Annotated in this window: 18 protein-coding genes; 7 read left to right on the top strand and 11 right to left on the bottom strand. The window is 68.4% G+C overall.

What is annotated here, in order from left to right:
• The first annotated feature begins 95 nt into the window (after window positions 1-95).
• From ACQHI0_RS31945 to ACQHI0_RS31930, 4 genes are all read left to right on the top strand, one after another.
• Window positions 96-2,249 (top strand): ABC transporter ATP-binding protein, encoded by a 2,154-nt coding sequence (locus tag ACQHI0_RS31945; protein ID WP_427905434.1) that lies wholly within the window; start codon window positions 96-98, stop codon window positions 2,247-2,249.
• On the top strand, window positions 2,246-2,986 hold the full coding sequence (locus tag ACQHI0_RS31940) for an energy-coupling factor transporter transmembrane component T family protein (protein ID WP_427905433.1): 741 nt from the start codon (window positions 2,246-2,248) through the stop codon (window positions 2,984-2,986). The genes ACQHI0_RS31945 and ACQHI0_RS31940 overlap by 4 nt, the downstream gene beginning before the upstream one ends.
• A gap of 215 nt (window positions 2,987-3,201) precedes the next feature.
• Window positions 3,202-3,849, top strand: a complete 648-nt coding sequence (locus tag ACQHI0_RS31935; RefSeq protein WP_427905432.1) for an ammonium transporter — start codon at window positions 3,202-3,204, stop codon at window positions 3,847-3,849.
• Between the two features lie 156 nt (window positions 3,850-4,005).
• Window positions 4,006-4,647: a cysteine hydrolase family protein gene (locus tag ACQHI0_RS31930; protein ID WP_427905431.1), complete on the top strand. Its 642-nt coding sequence runs from the start codon at window positions 4,006-4,008 to the stop codon at window positions 4,645-4,647.
• Between the two features lie 139 nt (window positions 4,648-4,786).
• Here the strand turns inward: ACQHI0_RS31930 and ACQHI0_RS31925 are convergent, their stop codons facing one another.
• The 5 genes from ACQHI0_RS31925 to ACQHI0_RS31905 all read right to left on the bottom strand — a co-directional run bounded on the left by ACQHI0_RS31925 (window position 4,787) and on the right by ACQHI0_RS31905 (window position 9,473).
• A complete protein-coding gene (locus tag ACQHI0_RS31925) occupies window positions 4,787-4,957 on the bottom strand; it encodes an antitoxin (protein WP_427905430.1) in 171 nt (56 codons plus the stop codon).
• 74 nt (window positions 4,958-5,031) lie between these two features.
• The gene (locus ACQHI0_RS31920) at window positions 5,032-7,290 is read right to left on the bottom strand and encodes an ATP-dependent DNA ligase (RefSeq protein ID WP_427905429.1); all 2,259 of its coding nucleotides are present in this window, start codon (window positions 7,288-7,290) and stop codon (window positions 5,032-5,034) included.
• A gap of 48 nt (window positions 7,291-7,338) precedes the next feature.
• Window positions 7,339-7,584, bottom strand: coding sequence for an antitoxin (locus ACQHI0_RS31915; RefSeq protein ID WP_427905428.1), 246 nt, complete (start codon window positions 7,582-7,584; stop codon window positions 7,339-7,341).
• A 27-nt stretch (window positions 7,585-7,611) separates the two neighbouring features.
• Window positions 7,612-8,745, bottom strand: coding sequence for an MBL fold metallo-hydrolase (locus tag ACQHI0_RS31910; protein ID WP_427905427.1), 1,134 nt, complete (start codon window positions 8,743-8,745; stop codon window positions 7,612-7,614).
• A complete protein-coding gene (locus tag ACQHI0_RS31905) occupies window positions 8,745-9,473 on the bottom strand; it encodes an enoyl-CoA hydratase (protein WP_427905426.1) in 729 nt (242 codons plus the stop codon). The genes ACQHI0_RS31910 and ACQHI0_RS31905 overlap by 1 nt, the downstream gene beginning before the upstream one ends.
• A 135-nt stretch (window positions 9,474-9,608) precedes the next feature.
• Between ACQHI0_RS31905 and ACQHI0_RS31900 the strand changes: the two genes are divergently transcribed.
• Window positions 9,609-10,727: an NAD(P)-binding domain-containing protein gene (locus ACQHI0_RS31900; RefSeq protein WP_427909368.1), complete on the top strand. Its 1,119-nt coding sequence runs from the start codon at window positions 9,609-9,611 to the stop codon at window positions 10,725-10,727.
• Here the strand turns inward: ACQHI0_RS31900 and ACQHI0_RS31895 are convergent.
• Both ACQHI0_RS31895 and ACQHI0_RS31890 read right to left on the bottom strand, forming a co-directional pair.
• Entirely contained in the window at window positions 10,708-11,562 is an 855-nt protein-coding gene (locus ACQHI0_RS31895) for an aldo/keto reductase (RefSeq protein ID WP_427905425.1), read from the bottom strand. The genes ACQHI0_RS31900 and ACQHI0_RS31895 overlap by 20 nt on opposite strands.
• A gap of 112 nt (window positions 11,563-11,674) precedes the next feature.
• Window positions 11,675-13,186 carry a carboxyl transferase domain-containing protein gene (locus ACQHI0_RS31890; RefSeq protein ID WP_427905424.1) on the bottom strand — a complete coding sequence of 504 codons (1,512 nt, stop codon included), beginning with the start codon at window positions 13,184-13,186 and terminating at the stop codon, window positions 11,675-11,677.
• 106 nt (window positions 13,187-13,292) lie between these two features.
• On the opposite strand from ACQHI0_RS31890, the gene ACQHI0_RS31885 reads away from it, so the two are divergent.
• The gene (locus ACQHI0_RS31885) at window positions 13,293-13,571 is read left to right on the top strand and encodes a helix-turn-helix transcriptional regulator (protein ID WP_427905423.1); all 279 of its coding nucleotides are present in this window, start codon (window positions 13,293-13,295) and stop codon (window positions 13,569-13,571) included.
• Entirely contained in the window at window positions 13,568-14,101 is a 534-nt protein-coding gene (locus tag ACQHI0_RS31880; protein WP_427905422.1) for a hypothetical protein, read from the top strand. The genes ACQHI0_RS31885 and ACQHI0_RS31880 overlap by 4 nt, the downstream gene beginning before the upstream one ends.
• Window positions 14,102-14,151: 50 nt before the next feature.
• Here ACQHI0_RS31880 and ACQHI0_RS31875 read toward each other — a convergent pair whose 3' ends face one another.
• From ACQHI0_RS31875 to ACQHI0_RS31860, 4 genes are read right to left on the bottom strand one after another with little or no spacing between them, the layout of a single operon-like run.
• Window positions 14,152-14,754 carry a GTP-binding protein gene (locus ACQHI0_RS31875; RefSeq protein WP_174551063.1) on the bottom strand — a complete coding sequence of 201 codons (603 nt, stop codon included), beginning with the start codon at window positions 14,752-14,754 and terminating at the stop codon, window positions 14,152-14,154.
• Window positions 14,735-15,109: a DUF742 domain-containing protein gene (locus ACQHI0_RS31870; RefSeq protein WP_056818578.1), complete on the bottom strand. Its 375-nt coding sequence runs from the start codon at window positions 15,107-15,109 to the stop codon at window positions 14,735-14,737. Before ACQHI0_RS31870 ends, ACQHI0_RS31875 begins: the two co-directional genes overlap by 20 nt.
• Before the next feature lie 7 nt (window positions 15,110-15,116).
• Window positions 15,117-15,530 (bottom strand): roadblock/LC7 domain-containing protein, encoded by a 414-nt coding sequence (locus ACQHI0_RS31865; RefSeq protein ID WP_011207200.1) that lies wholly within the window; start codon window positions 15,528-15,530, stop codon window positions 15,117-15,119.
• Entirely contained in the window at window positions 15,527-19,318 is a 3,792-nt protein-coding gene (locus ACQHI0_RS31860) for an ATP-binding protein (protein ID WP_427905421.1), read from the bottom strand. Before ACQHI0_RS31860 ends, ACQHI0_RS31865 begins: the two co-directional genes overlap by 4 nt.
• Window positions 19,319-19,501: the final 183 nt, after the last annotated feature.

Genomic DNA, 19,501 nt, shown 5'->3' with positions numbered 1-19,501 from the left:
CGGCCACCAACTGACCGGTCGCGGCCGGGTCGCCGGTACACAACCTCCACATCAGCCCCACACCCCCACTCCCAACCCCCTGGCAGACTGGACACGTGAGAGACAAGCCCGTGGACCTGCCCAGCGGTCCCCTGCGCCCGATCGAACTCGCAAGCGGCGCGGTGATGGCTGGGCTCACGGTCGGCCTCATCACCGTCGGCTCCCTGGTCCCCATGGCCGCCGCACTACAACTCGTCGCGGCAGTCCCGCTCGGCCTGCTCGCCCAGCGGTATCGAGCGCGCGCGCTGGTTACCGCCACTATCGCGGCGACGCTGGTCACCTTCGTAGCCGCGGGCGTCATGCCCGCGCTCGGCGTGATGGGCGCGGCCACCGTGGCGGGAATCATCGGAACGGTGAAACGCCGAGGCGGCGGGCTTCCCGCGGTGCTCGCCATCGGGATCGTCGCCTCGGCGGGCTGGGGTGTGTTCACCGTCGGCGGCCTCGTGGTCTTCGCGCGAACTCGTGAGCTGTTCTTCGAGGCGTTCCGAAATATCGCGAAGGGCATCGACGAACAGACCGCGAAAGTACCCGGGCTGGAACCAGTGGGCAGGATGGCCGCCGAGGCGGTCGAGGTGATCCTGCAGTGGTGGTGGATCTACATCGGCGCCACGGTGGCGCTCGGCGTGCTGGTCAGCACAGTGATCTCCTGGTTCGTGCTCGGCGCGGTACTCGATCGGCTGGCCTGGTTGCCGGGCAGCGACCGCCTCGACGCCCCGCTCGACGATCGCCCGGTCGGACCACTACCGGTATCCCTGCACGGCGTCGGCTACCGCTACGAGGGCACGAAGATCGACGCGCTCGCCGACATCGACCTCACCATCCGCCAGGGCGAATTCGTCGCCGTCGTCGGCCACAACGGCTCCGGCAAATCGACCCTGACCCGGGTCCTGGCAGGCAGACCACCGACCACGGGTGCGGTGGATCGTCCGGGTTCGGCGGGCTTGGGTGCCATCGGCGGAACCGCGCTGGTCCTGCAACGCCCCGAGAGCCAGACCCTCGGCGTCTCGGTCGCCGACGACGTGGTGTGGGGTCTGGCGGCGGAGTCGGCCGCCGAGGTCGACGTCGACGCCCTGCTCACCGAGGTCGGCCTGGCCGACATGGGCGCCCGCGAAACCGCCACCCTCTCCGGCGGCCAGCAACAGCGCCTCGCCGTGGCCGCCGCCCTCGCCCGCCGCCCGGCCTTGCTCATCGCCGACGAAGCCACCTCCATGATCGACCCCGACGGCCGCCGCGAACTCGTCGCCCTGCTGGCCGAACTCCCCCGCAGGCACGGCACCGCCGTCGTCCTCGTCACCCACCACGAAGCCGACGCGACCGCCGCCGACCGGGTGATCCACCTGGCCAACGGCCGCACCGTCGACCATCTCGCGAGCTGGCCGCACCCCGCCCGCGACCAGCGCCGCAGGCCGATGGGCGCCCCCGTCCTCGAACTCGCCGACGTGCGCCACACCTACAACCGCGGCACGCCGTGGGAGGCACCCGCCCTGCACGGCGTCGACCTCTCGGTCCGCAAGGGCGAGGCGCTGCTGATCGTCGGCGGCAACGGCTCCGGCAAATCGACGCTCGCCTGGATCATCGCGGGACTGATCGCGCCGAGCTCGGGCCGCTGCGAACTGCGCGGCACCGCGGTCGACAAGCAGGTCGGCGGAGTCGCGCTGGCTTTCCAGCATTCCCGGTTGCAACTACAGAAGCAGACCGTCGGCGCCGAGATCGCCGACTGGGGCGGGCGGGCGACCGGTTCCGGCGCGGTCGGGCAGGCGCTGGACGCGGTGGGGCTGGATCGCCGCCTCGCCGCCCGCTCGGTCGAGGAGCTCAGCGGCGGGCAGGCCAAGCGGGTAGTCCTCGCCGCCATGGTGGCCAGTCATCCGCAGGTGGTCGTCCTGGACGAACCGCTGGCGGGCCTCGATCCGCAGGGTCGCGCCGAGATCGTGGAACTGCTTGCCCGGCTGCGGGATTCGGGGCTGACGCTGATCATCATCTCCCACGATGTCGCCGAGATGTCCATGGTCTGCGACCGCACAGTGCACCTGGACGCGGGTGTGGTGGTCTCCGCGGACGGGCACGCGATCCCCCGCCCCGAGCACGCTCGCGAGAAGCCGTCGTTCGCACCGGGGCTCCCACTGGGGCGCCGGAGTGACGAGGGCGCGACGGCGAACCTACGCGTCGGCCCGGCGACCCATCCCAGCGCACCGAAAGGCACGACCCGATGAGCACCGTGCTGCTGCGTGAAGTACCGGTCGACAGCGTCGTGCACCGCCTGTGGGCCGGCACGAAGATGATCGCCGCGTTCCTGCTCAGCCTGCTGCTGATGTTCCTGCCGTCGTGGCCGGTCCTCGGCATCATCACGGCCTTCCTGGTCGCGATCTGGGTGCTCGCGCGGCTGCCGTTCGGCGCTGTCCCCCGGCTGCCGTGGTGGTTCTGGGGGCTTGTCGTGCTCGGCGGCCTGATCAACGCGCCGATCGGGATGAAAGCGGTGCTCGGCTACCTCCAGATCTTCGTGTTCGGACTGGTGTTGGTGGTGGCCTCGTTCCTGATCGCGTTCACCACCCCGATGGGCGAGATCGCCCCCGCTCTCGCGAAACTCGGTGCGCCGCTGCGCAAGTTGCGCCTTCCGGTCGACGAGTGGGCGGTCGTCGTCGCACTGACCCTGCGCGGGCTGCCGCTGCTGTTCGACGAGATCCGGGTGCTGCGCGCCGCGCGCAAACTGCGCCCGAAGGACGGCCTACTGCACCGTGCCGCCGACAATCCGCTCATCGACATCCTCACCGCGTGCATGGCGGTGTCGTCGCGACGCGCGGGCGAACTGGGCGAGGCGATCACCGCGCGTGGGGGCACCGGAATGCTGACGGCACACCCGAGCTCACCGCATCGTCGCGACGCGATCGCACTGGCGGTCGTGGTCGCGGTCTGCGCCGGCGCGGTGGTGCTGAGCAACGTCCTCGGCTGAATCCGGGCGCTCGACCTGTGCGGCGGGTCCGCGTGGGCACCGGCCACATCCTGAAGCAGATAGCAATACCCGGAATTCACTGTCCCGAAACCCTATGGCGGGCTATTGTTCGTCACAGAAATCGAGCTAGGCAGCTTCTCGCGCCGGTTACGAACTCTCGGGGGAAGTCACCACCACGGCGCATGTTCGGGCACGTCACACCTGATGAACTCCAGATGGGAAATGTTCATATGATCATCCGCAAAATCGCCGCGGCCGCCATTCCCGTGCTCGCGGCAGCACTGGTGGGTACCGGCGTGGCCGGCGCCGATCCGGTAACGCCGAATGTCGAGTATCGCACCGAGCTCGTCGGCAACACCGTCATCACCACCCTCACCCACGGCACCTTCGTGGTCACCGGCGGCGCCGTCGACATCCGCGACGAGGCGGGCGCGACCCTGGTCTCGCTGCCCCTCTCGGTCCGCGACGGCAGCTTCGAATACCCACTGCCGCACACCGTTCGCGAGGACAGCCGGGTGCTCGAGTTGACCGCGGTCAAGGATGTCGCGGCGGCACGGCCCAACCTGACGCCGGTCGCCTCGCCCGCGGAAAACTATGCGGCGCAAGCGAACTTCGCCTCCACCTTCGGCCTTGCCACCGCCGTCGGTAGCTTCGTCGGCATGGCCATCGGCGCCGTCATCGGGCTCGTGGTCGGCGCGGCGGCGGGTGGAGTTGGCGCGGTTCCCGGTCTCATCACCGGCGCCACCGTCGGCGGGATCATCGGCACCCTGGTCGCGGGCGGGCCGACGCTGATCATCGCGGGCATGGATCTGATCAACACGTGGAACGCGCCCGCGGGCACCACCCAGTGGGCCGCGAAATAGCCTGCGACACAGCGTGACCGACCGAGCCGCACCGGCACCTACGGGGATGCCGGTGCGGCTCGTCTCGACTGTCTGACCGCGAACCTCAGCGATGCGGCCGCACGCAGCCGCCCACGATGGTCGACACACCCGATCAGTTCGACGATACTGGCGCCGGTGCGACAAGGAAACGGACTCGACATACCCGATACCCTCGATGATCTGTGCGCGCCCGACCGGATGGCGCTGATCGTCTACGACATGCAAGTCGGTGTCCTCGGTCAATTGCCCGACGGGCAGGAGATCACCGAACGCGTCGTGCGGGTGGTCGAAGCGGCCCGCCGCGGCGGCTATCCGGTGATCTTCCTACGGCACTTCTTCCCGCCGCGGCGACTGACCGGCGTGTACGGGATGCGGCTGCTGATGAGCTGGCAGAACGCCGAATCCGTCGACGACGTGGCCTTCATCCTGCAACGCGATACGCCAGCGTTCGAGCTGGTACCGGAGCTGGTGCCGCGCGCGGACGAGCTGGTCTTCGACAAGATGTCGATGTCGGCGTTCGAGGGGACGCCACTGGCCACCCTGCTGCGCGATCTGCGGATCGGCTCCTACGCCATCGCCGGTGTCGCGCTCGAGATCGGGATCGCGCCGACCGTCAGCCATTCGACCGATCTGGGTTTCGTGCCCGTGGTGATCAGTGATGCCTGCGGCGGTCGCGACAAGGAAGCGATGGCGCGGGCCTACGCCGACTTCGCGTTCCAGGGCAACGCGCTGGTCACCGATGCCGACACGATCTCCGGCCTGATGACCGACAGCTGACAACCGGCAATCTTTCAGCACTGGATTTTCGGCCGCCTCGGATCCGAGGCACGAGACGGAACGCCGGATGCGCAGTACCGTGCCTCGGATTCGAGGCAATCAGAGCCGAAAATCCCGCGGCGCCAGCCGCAGAAAAGACTCAGCGCAGGGCGTTCTTGGCTGCGTCCTGTGCGGAGTCGACCTGGCCGCTGAACTTGCCGCCGGTCTTCTCGTCGACCACGTCACCGGCCTTGTCGATGACGCTGTCGACCTTGTCCGCATGCTGGGCAGCCAGGTCCATCGCCTTGCCCGCCAGGTTCTTGAAATCCACCGCGCACTCCTCGTTGATTCGACACCGGGTCTAGCGCGATTACCGTAGCAACATCGCAGCTTTCACGGTGCGCATCATCGTGGCTTACTCGTCACACCGTCCCATACGGGGTGCCAGAGCCGTCCGGTATCGGTCCACGCCTGGAAGCGGACCGTGCCGGTGAGTTCGGGGGTGACCCATTGCGCGTCGCGGCGTTCGTCGGCGGTTAGCTCATTGGTGAACGGTGACGTGTCGCGGTGGAGCTTCTGCAATTCGGCGGCGATCCGGCGGGACTGTTCCTCCCCGAAGCCGGTACCCACCCGGCCGACGTAGATGAGGCCGTCCTCGTGCGGCATCCCCAGCAGCAACGACTTGAACTGGCGTTTGTCGCTGCGCCGCCACCCGCCGACCACCACTTCACGCATTCGCCAATTGCGTTGTTTGAGCCAGGTCTGACTGCGCTTGCCCGGCTGATACACCGAACCAAGCCGCTTGGCGACCACCCCTTCCTGCCCCTGATCACGACTGACCTTCATCGCCTCGGCGCCCGAACCATCCAGCAGCGCACTGACATTCATCGACGGCGACAGCCTGCCCAGCGCTTCGAGCACCGTGCGGCGGTCGGTGTACTTCTTGCGCAGCAGGGAGGTGCCGTCGAGGTAGAGCACGTCGAAGGCGACGAAGACCGCGCGGGCCGAATCCGCTTGCAGCGCTGAGATATCCGAGAGTCCGGCGTCGTCGAGAACTACCGCCTCGCCGTCCAGTATCACCCGGTGCCCGGTCAGTTCCTCGCCGAGCACGGCCAGGCGCGGATATCGGTCGGTCACCGTGTTGCCCGCGCGGCTGCGGACCGTGACTGTGCCGTCATCGATCTCGACGATCACCCGGAAGCCGTCCCACTTGGTTTCGAAGGCCCAATCCGCGGCGGTCAGCGATTCGACCTCGCCCGCGGTGGCCAGCATGGGCGCGAGCCCGCGCGGGAAGCTGCTGTCCGCCATGGGCTCTCGGCGGGACTGGTCGCGCATGAAGTGCATCAGCCACTGGTCGCCCTTGGTCTGGATGAAGGCATAGCGGCCGGATACGCGCTCTCCCTCGAGTTCCACGATCACCTCGTCGGAGCGCCACTTCTCGGTGACATAGGTGCCCGAATCCCAGATCGTCATCTCCCCCGCGCCGTATTCGCCCTTCGGAATGCTGCCGTGGAAGTGCAGGTACTCGAGGGGGTGATCCTCGGTGCGCACCGCGAGGCGGTTGTGTTTCGGCTCGGTCGGTGGCCCCTTCGGCACCGCCCAGGAGGCCAGGACGCCGTCGTGCTCGAGGCGCACATCCCAGTGCAGGCGGCGGGCGTGATGCTCCTGGATGACGAATCGGTTGCCCGGGCCCGGTTCCGGCGTGGCCTCGGGGACGGGCTCGGGCGTGCGCTGCGGGTCGCGCATGCTGCGGTACTTGGTGAGGGAGTCAGGGCGGGCGGGCAGCGGCGGGTCGAGTTCGGCGAGCAGGTCGCCGTCGGCCTTCCAGCGAGCGAGCACCTCGTCGAAACGTAACTGGCGCAACGTATCCGAGTCTTCGATCTCGGACCAGGCGCGTGGGGCGGCCGCGTTCGGTTCGGCGCGACCGCGCAGCGAGTAGGGGGCGATGGTGGTCTTGGCGGCGTTGTTCTGGCTCCAGTCCAGGAACACCTTGCCTTTGCGGGCCGACTTCGCCATCGTCGCCGTCACCAGATCCGGGTGCAGCGCTTCGAGATTGGTGGCGACCTGCTTGGCGACGGTGGACGCGCCACGTGAACTCACCGGCCGATCCAGCGGTACGTAGACGTGAATCCCCTTGCTACCACTGGTAACCGGGAACGCCCGCATACCGATCTCGGCGACCAGCTCGCGCACGGCGAGTGCGACCCGGGCGCATTCGGCCAGTCCGGCACCGGGACCCGGGTCGAGATCGAACACGATCCTGGTGGCCGGGCCGCGCTCGGCACCGTCGAAACGCCATTGCGGCACATGGATTTCCAGCGCCGCCTGCTGCCCGAGCCAGGCCAGCCCGGCCTCGGAATCGATCACCGGGTACACCACACGGCGGCTGGAATGCTCGATCGCGGCGCGGTGGATCCACGCGGGCGCGTGCTCAGGGAGGTTCTTCTCGAAGAAGTCGGAGTGGTCGACCCCGTTCGGCCACCGTTTCCTGGTGACCGGCCGACCGACGAGGTGGGGCAGCGCGGCCTCGGTGATCGCCGAATAGTAGGCGATCACCTCGCCTTTCGTGGTGCCGGTCTGCGGGTACAGCACCTTGTCGAGGTTGCTGAGCTCAACCTCGATGTCCGGTTCACCCGGCGCGGCTCGAAATTCCCGGCGGACCATCGACGCGATCCGGCGGCGGGGACCGTCTGCCGGTCCCCGCGCACCGAATCAGGCCTTGGGTCCCGGATCTGTCGGAGCGGGGCCGCCGGGGGCAGTACCGGGACCTGCCTGCGGGGGCACGACCTTCTTGGCCGCGTCCTTGCCCTTCTCGATCTTGTCGCTGTACTTGCCCTTGGTCTTGTCATCGATGAAGGTGCCGGCCTTGTCGACCGCCTCATTGATCTTGTCGGCGTTCTGTTCGACCGTTTCCTTGCCCTTACCGAGCAAGCCCTTCAAGGTATCCACGAGACTCATCTGCCGATGTTCCTTTCGCGAGGAGGGTCACTCCACATCTTCCCACCACGAATCCCGTGGTGGGAGGTCATTCGGAACCACCCGCTGGCCCGGCTTGGGCACTACCACTGGAGTACCCGCGTCCCCGGCCGCCGACACCAGGCGCCGGACGGGTTCGGACCAGCCGTGGAAGGCCAGGTTGAAGGTGGCCCAGTGGATCGGGACCAGCAGGCCGTATCCGGCGTCGCCGAGGCACAGGTCGGCGTGGGCGCGCACCGCCTCTTCGGGATTCATGTGCACATCGGTCCAGCGCTCGTCGTAGGCGCCGATGGGCAGCAACGTGAGGTCGAAGGGGCCGAGCACCGCGCCCGCCTGGGCGAACGCCTTCGTGTAGCCGGTGTCGCCACCGAAGTAGACCCGCTTGGCCGGGCCCGACAGCGCCCACGACGCCCACAGCGTGGTGTTGCGGACCAGGCCGCGGCCGGAGAAGTGCCTGGCCTCGGCGCAGGTGATGGTGAGGCCGCGGTCGCCGGTGTCGTGGCCGAGCGAGACCGAGCCGCCCCAATCGAGTTCGATGATCCGGTACTCGGGCACACCCCACTGCCGCAGGTGCGCGCCGATGCCGGTGGGCACGACGAACGGCGCGAGCTGGGTGCGGACGAGCTCGTCGACGGTGGCTTTGTCGAGGTGGTCGTAGTGATCGTGGGAAATGATCACGGCGTCGACTTTGGGCACCTGCGACAGCTCGCCGGGGACCGGGTGCAGCCGGGCCGGACCGACGACCGGGGACGGGGAGACCCGTTCGCTCCACACCGGGTCGGCCAGCACTCGGTAGCCGTCGAGTTCCACCAGTGCGCTGGCGTGTCCGTACCAGGTGACCGCGAGGTCGGCGGCCTGCTCGGGAGCTGCCGGGGTAACCAGCGGGACGGGTTTGGCCGGGCGGCCGACGCGTCCTTTGGTGAGGCCCGACCAGAGCAGTGACGGCGCCGCACCGGCGGCGAGCATCGAGCTCGGCTCGGTGTTGTGGAACCGGCCGTCGCGGTAGGAGGACTTGCCGATCGCGGTCGGCGCGATGGCCGACGGGCCGGCGCCGATCGAGGTGGGCAGCCCCCACACCGCGCGCGCCATCCAGGCGAGACCGAGCGTGCTCGCCACCGAACCGGCCAGGCGTGTGATCCGCATCAGCGCCCCACGAACTTCGCTGGACGCTTCTCCTGCCGGGCCAGGCGGCCCTCTTTGGCGTCGTCGCTGCTCCACGCGGCGGCCAGCGCGGCCTCCTGCTGCGCGCTCGCCGGGGCGCCGGTGCCGTCGTCGTTGAGCATCAGTTTCATGGCCTGCAGCGACAGCGGCGCCAGCGCGGCGATGGTCTTGGCCCAGTCCTTCGCATCGGCGAGGGTGCCGAGCTTGTTGGCGAAGCCGTAGGCGTAAGCGTCTGCGGCGGAGACGGATTCGGCGCCGAGCAGGATGGTGCGCGCCGGGCCGCCGCCGATCAGGGCCGCCAGCCGCGACACCGTCCAGCGATCGACGGAGATCCCGAGCTTGGCCGCGGGCACCGCGATGTAGGCATCGGGCTCGATCACCCGCAAGTCCGAGGCCAGCGCCAGTTGCACACCCGCGCCGAGCGCGCCGCCGTTGATCGCCGAGATCACCGGCACCGGAACGGATTCGATGGTGTGCAGCATGTCGAGCAGGCCGTTCAGGAACGACTCGGAGTACACCCCCGACAGGTCGGCGCCCGCGCTGAAGATCGGCCCTCGGCCGGTGAGCACGATGGCGCGCGCACCTTGGGCCACCGCGTCGAGGACCGCGGCGCGCAATTGCCCGACCAGGTCCTCGTTGAGCGCGTTGCGCCGTTCCTCGCGCTGCAATTCGATGGTGATCACGTCACCATCGCGGGTCACGCCGAGCATGCGTCCTCCCCAGAATCGCCAGATTTCGTGGATGTTCACACTCTGCCACAGGCCGCCGACAACGCCACGGAAGGCGATAGCATCGACGACCGTGGCGACACACAACGCACCGCGTCCCGGCCCGATTCCGGCCGCCTGGTGACCGACTTCGACATTCTGGTGATCGGTGCGGGGCAGGCCGGGCTCTCCGCCGGTTACCACCTGCGCAAGCTCGGATTGGTGCCCGAACGTGATTTCCGGATCGTCGATCACGCGCCCGGTCCCGGTGGGGCCTGGCAGTTCCGGTGGCCCTCGCTGACGCTGACGACGGTGAACCGGGTGCACGATCTGCCGGGGATGTCCTTCGCCGAGACATTGCCGACGGGGTCGGAGTCAGCGCGCGCCGCCACTGCGGTGCCGCACTACTACGAGCTCTACGAAAAGCGCTTCGACCTGCAAGTTCAGCGGCAGGTGACGGTGAAAGTGGTGTGCGATCGGACGGCGGACGGCCAGAGCTGCGCGGGCCGCGGCGAGGTTTTGCAGGTCGAAACCGAGGGCGCTGGCACCATCCGCACGCGCGGTCTGATCAACGGCACCGGCACCTGGGAGCGCCCGTTCATCCCCCGGTATCCAGGTGCGGACACCTTCGCCGGCCGCCAACTGCACACTCGCGATTACCGCACCGCCGACGAGTTCGCCGGCAAACATGTGGTCGTCGTCGGTGGGGGTATCTCGGCGGTGCAGCTACTCGATGAAATCTCGCTCGTGACTTCCACCACATGGGTGACCAGATCGGAGCCGCGGTGGCGGGAGACGCCGTTCGCCGAGCAGGACGGGCGGGACGCGGTGGCCATGGTGGAAGACCGGGTGCGCGCCGGGCTGCCGCCAGGGTCGGTCGTGTCGGTGACCGGATTGCCGCTCGACGAGCGTCTGCGGGCCGCCCGCGAGCGGGGCGCGCTGCGTCGGTTGCCGATGTTCGAGCGGATCGAGCCCACCGGTGTGCGGTGGGCCGACGGGAGTTTCCAGGCCGCCGATGTCATCCTGTGGGCGACCGGTTTCCGCAGCTCACTGGACCATTTGGCACCACTGCGGCTGCGCGGACCCGGCGGCGGGATCACCATGACCGGGCGATTGGCGACCCAGGTGGCCGTCGACCCGCGCATCCATCTCATCGGCTACGGACCATCGGCCAGCACCATCGGCGCCAACCGGGCGGGCCGGGCCGCCGCCCGTGAACTGACCGACTACCTCGGGATCAGTCCAGACCGGCGCTGAACGTCGACGGATCGGCGCCGACCCGCTTGCCTGCGTCGAGGCGGCTGATCGACTCCATCGCCTCGGCGTCGAGTTCGAAGGTGAACACGTCGAAGTTCTCGGCGATCCGCGACGGCGTGACCGACTTCGGGATGACGATATTGCCCAGCTGCAGGTGCCACCGGATGATCACCTGCGCGGGGGTGCGGCCGAGATCCTTCGCGATGGCGGCGATGGTCGAGTTGTCGAGCAGCGTGCCCTGTCCCAGCGGACTCCACGCCTCGGTGGCGATCGCGTGATTGGCGCCGTATTGGCGCAGGTCACGTTGGGAAAGTGTGGGATGTAGCTCGATCTGGTTCACCGTGGGGATCTCGCCCGACTCGGCGATCAGGGTCTCCAGGTCGATCACCCGGAAGTTCGAGACACCGATCGAACCGATCCGGCCCTGCGACTTCAGCGCCTGGAACGCGCGGAAGGTGTCGACATAACGACCGGCCGACGGCACGGGCCAGTGGATCAGATACAGGTCGAGATAGTCCAAGCCGAGGCGCCCCATGCTGGTATCGAAGGCACGCAGGGTGCTGTCGTAGCCCTGATCGGAGTTCCACAGCTTGGTGGTGATGAACAGTTCGTCGCGGGGGATCCCCGATTCACGGATGGCGCGGCCTACGCCTTCCTCGTTTGCGTAGACCGCGGCCGTGTCGATACTGCGGTAGCCGACCTTCAACGCCTCGGCCACCACCCCGGTGACGTCTTCCGCGGGCACCTGGAACACACCGAAGCCGAGCTGTGGGATCACGTTCCCGTCATTGAGCACGATGCTGGGGACAGGGCTGCTCTCACTGCGGAAGGTCACCCTTCCGACCGTAGAAGCGGTTCGGGGTGCCGTCAACGACGGTGCGTCGCGTGTTTCCCCGGGCAGGCGAATGGGTACGAAGCGGGGCGCGAGTCAGGTGACGCGCCCAGATTCAGTACGCGGTGCCCGCAAGTCCGATTCGCCGGTATCTGGCCTGGCGCAGAATGCGCAGTGCGGCCGGATCGTGGGCACGCAGGTCGGCCAGTTCAGCGGCGATCGCCAGGACCGCGCGGCGGGCGAAGGCGACCGGTTCGTCGGCGGCGTCGGGGTACTCCTCGACGATCCGGTCCACCACACCGTCTTCGAGCAGGTCGGCCGATCTGATGCCTTGTGCCGCAGCCATTTCCGGCGCGTGGGCGGTATCGCGGAAGACGATCGCGCTCGCTCCTTCCGGTGGCAGCGGGGCCAGCCAGCCGTGCCTGGCGGCGAGCACGCGGTCGGCGGGCAGCAGCGCGAGCGCGCCGCCACCGGTCCCCTGACCGAGCAGCACGGAGACGGTCGGGGTGTCGAGGGTGACGAGATCAGCCAGGCAGCGGGCTATTTCGGGGGCGAGCCCGCGTTCCTCCGCCTCCTTGGACAGTGCCGCACCGACGGTGTCGATGACGAGCACCAGCGGCAACCGCAATTCCCGCGCCAGCACCATCGCGCGCCGTGCCTCGCGCAGGGCGGCCGGACCCATCGTGTGCTCGCCTTCCTGACCGGACCGGTCGTGGCCGAAGACGACGCACGGTTGACCGGCGAAGCGGGCGAGGGCGAGCAGGACAGTGCGATCCGAGTCGCCCCGGCCGGTGCCGCTGAGCGGAACTCGTTGTGTCGCATGGCGAAGCAGGTCCTGGATGCCAGGTCTGGCCGGCCGACGCGAGCTGCGCACCGAATCCCAAGCGCTCGCATCAGGATTCGCGGGCGTCGCCGGACTGCGGACGGGCACAGCCCAACCCGGTTCGGATGTCACCGGCTCGACCACGCCACTGGCGACACTCATCGCCCGGTGCGCGATCCGGCGAAACACCTCCACCGACACCACTCCGTCGATCACGCCGTTGCGATAGAGGTTCTCCGCGGTCTGCACGCCGGGCGGAAAAGGTCTGCCGTACAAGGCTTCGTACACCCGGGGCCCCAGGAACCCGATGAGCGCGCCCGGCGCGGCGAAGGTGATGTGCCCCAGCGAACCCCACGAGGCGAACACCCCACCCATCGTCGGATCGCGCAGGTACACCAGATACGGATGGCCCGCCGCCTTGTGCACGGCCACCGCTCCCGCGATCTTCACCATCTGCACGAAAGCGACTGTCCCCTCCTGCATTCGAGTGCCACCGGAGGTCGGCGAGGCGATCAACGGCAACCCGAGTTCGGTCGCGCGCTCGACCGCGCTCACAATCCGCTCGGCCGCGGCCACCCCGATCGACCCGGCCAGAAACGCGAACTCACAGGCGAGGACCGCGACTCGACGCCCGCGCAGCAACCCCTCCCCCGTCAACACGGCCTCATCGGTGCCCGCCCGATCGGCCGCCGCGATGAGGTCCTGGCGATAGCGCGGCGATACGGCAGGCTCGATCGGCGCCCGATCCCAGCTCACGAAAGAGCCGGCGTCGAGCAACTGGCCGAGCAAGTCATCCGCCGACATCCGCACGCTCCGAGCCTAGCCGGACAGGTTCGGCGACGGTGTCGAGATCACAACGGCACATTGGGACATCTTGACAATTCGTTGTGTTTTTACAACACTTCATTAGGTGAGCCCAGTCAGACGAGGGGAAACCCTACCGATCTTCAACCGCATCGCGGTGGTGCGCGCAGAGCATCGGATGAGCCGGGCGGCGCTTGCGGAGGCCGTCGACGTCAATGTCCAAACGATCGGCGCGCTCGAGCGTGGCGATCACTACCCGAGCCTCGATCTGGCGATGCGCATCTGCGATGTGTTCGCGCTACCGATCGAAGCCGTCTTCTCCCGCAAGGAATTCGGGCCGTTGTCGGCCGAGCTCTACCCACGCACGAAAGGCGAAGTGCCATGACCAGCACGCTCATCGACCGCTACCAGAACTATCGGGTCCGGCGCTGGCTCGTCCAGGAGCAACGGACAGCGGGGATGCTGAAGAGCTGGCGGCCGCTGCGTCGGCGACGGATTCTCGTCGTAGTCGTGACGATCGCGCTGGCCGGGATCGCGATCGCGGGAGTGATGCGCGCGCTCGATCTGTTCGGGGCGCCAGGGGTCGCGGTCGTCTCGGCACTGGTTTTCCTGCCGAGCTGGACGATGCTGCGGATCGTGTCGGGCGGCCAGGATCACGCACCCGACCAGATGCTCGACGAACTGGAGATCACCGAACGCAACAAGGCACGTTCGGCGGGACTCGCGCTCACCCAGTCGCTGACCATGGCGCCGTTGGCGTACTTGATCTTCGGCAGCGCGTTCTCACCGGAGGCCGACGCCTATCGCATCGCCTACGCGGGTGGATTGATGATGCTGGCCACGATCATGGCAGGCGGCTGTGCGCCTGCGATGATCCTCGGCTGGAACCGGCCCGATCCCGAACCCGAGTCCTGAACGAAGAGCGGGGCTGCGGCCTTCATCGCGACAGCCCCGTCCATCGTCACTCAGTAGCCCTGCATGACCTTGCGCAGTGCGTACTCGGTCAAGGCGACCAGGGCCTGCTTGGCCGGTTCCCGGCGACGGGCGTCGATCGACATGATCGGCACGTCGGCGGGAACCGCAAGGGCCTGGCGGATGTCCTCGAGCGGGTACTTGGGCGCGTCGTCGAACTCGTTGAGCGCCACCAGGAACGGCAGCCCGCGGGCCTCGAAGTAATCGACAGCGGCGAAGCTGTCTTCGAGCCTGCGGGTGTCGACCAGCACCACGGCGCCGATGGCACCGCGGATCAGGTCGTCCCACATGAACCAGAACCGGTACTGGCCCGGCGTACCGAACAGGTACAGGACCAGGTCGTCGGCGAGGCTGATACGGCCGAAGTCCATCGCCACCGTGGTGGTCGACTTCTGCGGAATACCGGTCAGGTTGTCGATTCCGGTACTGGCGTTGGTGACCAACGCCTCGGTGCGCAGCGGAACGATCTCCGACACCGCGCCGACCATCGTGGTCTTACCCACACCGAAGCCGCCGGCGACCACGATCTTCGCCGAAGTCGGCTTGGCCGTGCGGGTGTCGACCTGCGCCGTCGAATCAAATACGCCGGAGTCCACTGAGAACCCTTTCGATCAGCTCGCGACGTTCATCGTCGCTGGAATCGTCTTTCAAAGTTGCCGAGACCCGGACGTGGCCGGCCTCGATCAGATCGGCTACGAGTACCCGGGCCACCCCGATCGGGATGTACAGCTGGGCAGCTATCTCGGCAACGGACGGCGATTGCCTGCACAACTCCACGATGGACGTTTCGAGGTTGTTCAGTTCGTACTGCCGCTCCATGGCGACCGGATGCGATGCTACGAGTGCCTCCAGCGCCAACTCGACCGCCGGCCTGGTACGGCCGGCAGTCAAGGAGTACGGGCGGACGAGGCTGGGCTCGGCGCTCCCCATGCGGTGATCGTCTATGTCCATCCCACCATCAGGAACCCATCGTGACGCGAGGCGTGGCCTGGACTGTCTGGCCAACGCGCTCGACCAGAAGTGCCATTTCGTAGCCGACCTGACCGATGTCACACGAGGTGTTGGTCAGGACCGCGAGATACGAGCCGTCGCCGACTGCCATGAGCAGCAGGTAACCGTGCTCCATCTCGACGACGGACTGGAGTACCGTACCGCCTTCGAACAGATTCGACACGCCGACGGATAGGCTCGCCAGTCCGGCGGTCACGGCGGACAGCTGCTCGGCGCGGTCGACCGGGAGCTGAGCGCTCGCGGCCATCAGAAGTCCGTCAGCCGAGACCAGCACGGCATGGGCTACGCCAGGAACCTCGTTGGCGAAGTTCGAAACCAGCCAATCCAGCTGACGGTTCGTACCACCTAGATCGGGGTTCATCGGTCTCCTTTATCTCCGGTTAGGTTCATTGCCTTCATTGCGCGGCCATCCCGGACGCCCTGCTGGTGACGACTCAGGCTGTTGCGGATCGTGGCGGGATCGCGCGGGGGCGGGGTGCGATCGGCGGTGCCGCTCACACCACCCGGCACGAGCCTTCCGCCCGGACTGCGTTGTGGCAAGCCGGCGGCGGTACGCACCTCGGACTGGGCTTCGCTGGCCGCGCGAGCGGCCTGCCAACCCTCGTCACCGGGTGATTCGAAGGCGGCAGCCATCTGGTTCCGGTCGGAATTCTCGTCCGTGAGCCACGCCGACATCATCTCGGCGAAGATCGGCGTTCCGCCCATCACGGAATCACCCTCGGGTGCCGGCTGCAACCTGGTCTGGAAGAACGACGCAGCCTTGACCGGATTGGACCGGAAGCTGTGCCGACCCGGATCACGCCCTGCCGACGCAGCGTTATCCGGCCCCGCAGGGTCCCGATCCCGTTGCGGCAGAGCCACTCCTGGCCCGGCGTTCGCCTGCGGTACAACACTAGCCCCGGGATCGCGCTGCGGCAGCCCATTCGGCGCAGCCGCACGTCGAGGCAGTCCGTTGGGCGCGTCCTGCGGCGGTTGACCCGCGGCCGGGGCGCGCTGCGGCAGACCGTTGTCGGCCGAATCCTGCTGCGGCGCAGGGGTTGCGCGCTGCGGCAGGCCGTTGGCCGGACGGGCGGGCTGCGCACGCGGCGGAAGGCCGTTGGCCGGATCACGCTGGGGCAGACCACCGGTCTGCTCCCGCTGCGGCAGACCGTTCGCCGGATCACGCTGCGGCAGCCCACCGGACGGATCACGCTGCGGCAGCCCACCGGTCTGCTCACGTTGCGGGAGACCGCCGGTCGGATCGAGCCTGGGCAGGCCGCCCGACTGGTCCCGATGCGGCAGACGCGGCGTGGGTTCCCGCTGCGGCAGCCCACCGGCGGCGTTGCCGCGCTGCGGCAGACCGGTCGACGGATCACGCTGCACCGGTTCGGAATCGCGCTGCGGCGCGGGATCACGCTGCGGTGCGGCGCCGCCCGGCGCACGCTGCGGCAAGCCGGTCGACGGTGCCGAATCACGCGACGCGGCTTCACGCTGCGGCAGACCCGTTGCCGGGTCACGCTGCGGCAGGCCACCGGTCTGGTCACGCTGCGGTAGCCCGGTCGAGGGATCGCGCTGCGGGAGCCCGGCGGACGAATCGAGGCGGGGTAGCCCACCGGACTGATCACGCTGCGGTAGTCGCGGTGACGGGTCACGCTGGGGCAGACCGACGGACGGATCACGCTGCGGGGCACCGTTGGCGCCGGGCGAACGCTGGGGCAGACCACCGGGGGTGCTCGCCCGCTGCGCCGGTGGCGCCGAATCACGCTGGAGCGGTGCCGAATCACGCTGCGGCTGCGCAGGCGGCTGCGCGGAATCCCGCGACGGCGCGCCGTTGGCACCCGGCTGACGCTGCGGCAGCCCACCGGCCTGCGACGGCTGCTGCTCACCCGGACCCTGCGGCCCCGGCCCGGCGGGCGGACGCTGCGGCCCGCCCGGTGCCAGATTGCGCTTGGGCAGATTCGCCGCGGCGAGCTTGCCGCGCTGCGGCACGTTCGCCTGGCCCGGCGCGGGCGGACGCAACGACGGCGACGACTGCTCCGTCGCGTCCTGCGCCATCCCCGAAGCCATCGAGTTACCCGGCTGACGCTGCGGCAACCCGCCACCCGCACCCGCCGGAGCAGGCCCGCTGACGCCGGGATCCACGGTGACCATCATGTTGCCACCCGGGGTGCGGGTGATCGCGCGGGTCTGCATGGTGCTCGGCTGCTGCTGCGGGTTCGGCCGCTGCTGCTGTTCCGGCGCGGGCGCCTGCTGCTGCTTCTGCAGCTGATGCGGTGGCACCACCGCCCCACCGGCACCCGAGACGATCAGGCCGACCGGCACGTGCACGGTGACGGTGACGCCGGGATCGCGAGCGGTATCGAAGGTCGGGCGCAGGCGCACGGTGAGACCGTGCCGCTCGGCCAGTCGGCCGACCACGAACAGACCCATGTGGCGGGCGGTGTCGGGACCGGGCTCGGCGGTCTGCTCGAGCCGGTGGTTGATCTCCGACATCTCCACGGGCGGCATACCGATGCCGCGGTCGGCGACCTCGATCAGCAGACCCTGGTCGTGCGCCTGGGCGAAGGTGAACTTGACGTCGGTCTCCGGCGGGGAGGCGCGCAGCGCGTTGTCGAGCAGCTCTGCGAACAGGTGCGCCATATCGGAGGCGGCCGGTTCGACCAGCGAGCCACGCGGCGTGGCGCCGAGCTTGACCCGCTCGTAGTCCTCGACCTCGGAGATCGCGGCACGGAGGACGTCGGCGATCTCGACCGGTGCCGACTTGGTGCGGCGCTGCTTGGTACCCGCGAGAATCAGCAGGTTGTCACCGTTACGGCGCATGCGCGCGGCGAGGTGGTCGAGCCGGAAGAGGTTCTCGAGCAGGCGCGGGTCCTTCTCGTCGTACTCCATCGCCTCGATGAGGGTGAGCTGATGGTCGACGAGCGACTTGGACCGGCGGGCCAGGGTCTCGAACATGTCGTTGACCTGCGAACGCATCTGCGCCTGGTCGCTGGCCAGGCGCAGCGCCTGACCGTGGATATCGTCGACGGCGCGGGCGAGCTGGCCGATCTCCTCGTCGGAGCGCACCGGCATCGGCTCGAGCGGCACGTCCTCGGGCGCGGCGCCGTTGCGGAGCTGGGCGACCTCGTGCGGCAGATCGGACTCGGCGACGCGCAGCGCGGCCAGGCGAAGGCGGTGCAGCGGCACGATCATCGAGCGGGCGACGAACACCGCGAGCAACAGCGCGGCCAGGATCGTCGCGATCACGACCGCGGTGTAGGTCCAGGCGCCGGTGGCGGCCGAGCTGGTGAGCTCGTCCATCGAGACCTCGATGGCCTTGGTGGCCTCGTTCACGACGCCTTCATAGGTCTGCAGACTCGAGTAGAGCGAGGTTCGCAGATCGCCGACGGGCAGCTTGCCCGCAGCCACCTCGGGACCGTTGATCAGGTTCTGGCGGACGTCGGTCTGTGCCTTGAGGTCGGCGATCACTCGATCGCCGTCCGGGAAGCGGTTGGACAGTACGTCGAGCAGATGGCGCTCGGTCGCGACACCGGTGAGGAAGTTCTGCGTCCCCGTGTCGAGGCCACGCAGCAACTCGGACAGGCCCGCGAGCTCGTCGACGAGCACCGAACGCGTGTTGAGCGAGTCGACCAGGCGCAATTTGGCCGTGTCCATCACCGGATCGCTCACCTGAGCGATGGTGGCTTCCACAATGCTGACGCTGTCCTGCGTCAACTGCTCGACCCCGGCCAGCACCGGCTCGGCCGACGACGACAGCGCCTTGCCCTGCGCGCGCACATTCTTGGCCTGTTTGATCATCCGCTCGAGCGCGACATGCGCGGTCGGCAGCTCGGTCAGCCGCCCGAGCGACCCCTCGGCGACGCTGATCGCGGTGTCGAGATCGGTGAGGTCCTTGTCGGTGACCAGGGTGACCCCCGGACCGGCAGGCACCAATTGGCTGCCCGCCACCTTCGCCGTCGAAGCACTCAGCGAAGTGACCGTCGGAATCGTGTCTACCTGCTCGTTGATACTGGAGAGCCGGTTGGCCTCCGAGAACTCGGAGGTAATTCTCGACACGCCGAGCCCGACCGCGACCGCGAGGGGCACGGCAAGCACGGCCGTAACCTTCCAACGCAGGTCCCAGTTGCCGAGCGCCCAGCGTTTGCTGCCGGACCTAGCGGCGTCACGCATCTCCCACTCACTTTCCAAACTGGCCTCGTACCGTACGCCTGAGGCGAACCTCCACAGGCGCGATGGTGGCTCGCCAGTGGCTGCTGGCCGAGAACTACGGCTGGCCGAGAAATTGCGTCTACGACTGCCCGAATAAGTGACATCGGATTCTAACGGATCAATAACTTCTTGGCTGACTCCCGG

It is taken from the genome of Nocardia sp. FBN12, assembly GCF_050320175.1.
Lineage (GTDB): Bacteria > Actinomycetota > Actinomycetes > Mycobacteriales > Mycobacteriaceae > Nocardia.
Note: the sequence above shows the minus strand (reverse complement) of the source record. Positions and strands in the feature narration are given on the sequence as shown.